The organism is Candidatus Phytoplasma citri, assembly GCF_002009625.1.
GTDB lineage: Bacteria > Bacillota_I > Bacilli_A > Acholeplasmatales > Acholeplasmataceae > Phytoplasma > Phytoplasma citri.
This window is the reverse complement of sequence record NZ_MWKN01000004.1, coordinates 1-2,212: the sequence shown is the minus strand read 5'-3', so window position 1 is coordinate 2,212 and position 2,212 is coordinate 1. Positions and strand designations below refer to the sequence as shown.

2 protein-coding genes and 1 tRNA gene are annotated in these 2,212 nt (G+C 20.3%); all 3 read right to left on the bottom strand.

Going from position 1 to position 2,212, the window contains the following annotated elements; all coding sequences use genetic code 11:
• Window positions 1-50: 50 nt before the first annotated feature.
• Window positions 51-134, bottom strand: a tRNA-Tyr gene (locus B2G44_RS00335).
• Window positions 135-374: 240 nt separating this feature from the next.
• Window positions 375-1,973: a YidC/Oxa1 family membrane protein insertase gene (locus B2G44_RS00330; RefSeq protein ID WP_078122879.1), complete on the bottom strand. Its 1,599-nt coding sequence runs from the start codon at window positions 1,971-1,973 to the stop codon at window positions 375-377.
• Between the two features lie 20 nt (window positions 1,974-1,993).
• Window positions 1,994-2,212 (bottom strand): ribonuclease P protein component (locus tag B2G44_RS00325; protein ID WP_143325089.1); only part of this gene is annotated, 219 nt, incomplete at its 5' end.

Sequence of the window (2,212 nt, the reverse complement as noted above, 5' to 3'; positions counted from 1 at the left end):
ATCTTCAGTTTTCAAAGAAGTAATGATCAATAAACTAATATGGTCTAATATGGTGGAGGGAGACGGATTCGAACCGCCGTACCTTTCGGAACAGTTTTACAGACTGCTGCGTTTAGCCACTTCGCTATCCCTCCATTTAAAATATTATTAATTATAAAATATATTTATATTTTTTTACTTAAAAAACTTACTAATTGATTTTAACATAATTTAATGATAAAAATATATTTTTTTATATATATATAAAAAATTTCAAAAATAAAATTATTTTTTAATATTTTAAAATATTATTTTAATTCCTGATATCTATTATACACAAAAAGAATATTTTTTGGCAAATAATCAGGAATTATCTCGAAAATTATAAATATTGTTTAATATTTTTTTAATTTTTGCATTTTTCTGAATATAATTTGTTTATTAATAAGTGTTTGCAAAATAGTATAAGAATTACCTATAACCCAATATAAAGATAACATAGAATCACGAAAAGAGAAAAACATCATAAAAAGAATCATCAAATAACTAAAAAATTTCATCATTTGTTCTGGTTTGATTATATTAGATTCATTCGAGATTAATAAAACATTTTTATTTTGTATAATTTCAGAATTTTTCATTATTAATTTATTCAAAATAAACATACTAAAACCTGTTATTAAAGTGAGTAATATAGAAAAAAATAAATTATCATTATTATTTTCTAATTGTAAATTTATTACACCTAAAAAAGATTTTTGATTATAAATTTTAAAAATACCACCAGGAATACGAAAACGACGTAAAACCCGAAACATAGCCAAAAATAAAAACATTTGGCAAAAAGACATTAATAAACTAGAAAACATATTTAAATTATACTTTTTATAAATTCTTATAATCTCTAAATGCATTTTTTTTATTTCCATAGGATTTTTAGATAAAGAATATTTGTTTTGAATTTTAGTAATTTCTGGTTGCGCCAAATTCATATTAAAAGCAAAATTATTAGTTTTAGTATAAATAGGCCATGATAAAGTTCGGATTAAAATAGTAGTTAATACAATTCCTAATCCTAAATTACCTAATATAAAACCATCTACTCCGTGAGAACCTATAGAAGAAAAAAAATTTAATAAAGAAGCTATAAAAATAATTAAAAAATTCCAAATATAACCAAAACCTAAAAAATTACTCCACTCTAATTTTGAAGGCCATTGGATAGGTAAATCTTCTTGATCATTCACAAAAATCTTTAAACCTAATTGTGGATTATTAGAAATATCATTTTTTAAAATAAAAAAATTTATTTTTTTAAGTTTAGAATCTGAATCTAAATATTTAGAACGAATAATATTATTATAATCTTGATTAGATATTTCTTTACTATCCTCCAAATCTTTATAAATTTGAAATTTTAATAAATCTTGTGACGAAATTGAATTGATTACATTTGTTTTAGGTTTAATATTTTTTATAAATAACATTTGAAAATCTTTTTCTTGTACAAAACGATTTAAAAAATAACTTCTATTAATTCCTGTTATTACTGTAAAAAATTTTTTTAATATAATAATTTTCTGGTCTAAAGAGATATTCAAATTATTAAAACTAAAATAATATTCTAATCCTAAACATATTTTATTTATTGTTTTCTGTAATTGTTTTTTTACATAATCATTCCCATTTTTACTATCTAATAAATACCATTTTAAATTGCCATTATCTTCAAGTTCGCAAACAAAAATATCTAAAAATTTCTGACATTCATATAAATCAAAATTTTTTGATTTAAGTAAGTTATTAAATAATTTATCATCTGAAATATCACTATTATTTTCTTTTTTTATAAAAACTTTTAAATCAATAATATTAGGTTCAGAATTAATTTTTTTATTACTAAAAAATAACTCTCTAATACTAACAGTTATTAACAAACAAAATAAAAAAATAATTACAAATCTTTTTAAAAAAATAAATTTATCATCACTCATATATAAAATAAATATCCTTATCAGGAACTTATAAGACGAGATTTTCTCAATAAAACTGATAATTTTACAGATAAATCGACAAAGTTCAATTTTTTTGCTGTCGGTTTAATAATAATAATAAAAAAAACATTAGGTTTTAAAACTGAAGAATAATTATAAACGATTGCCCTTATACGACGTTTAATTAAATTTCTCTCATGAGATTTTCCATATCTTTTATCGAGATAGATTAACGCGGT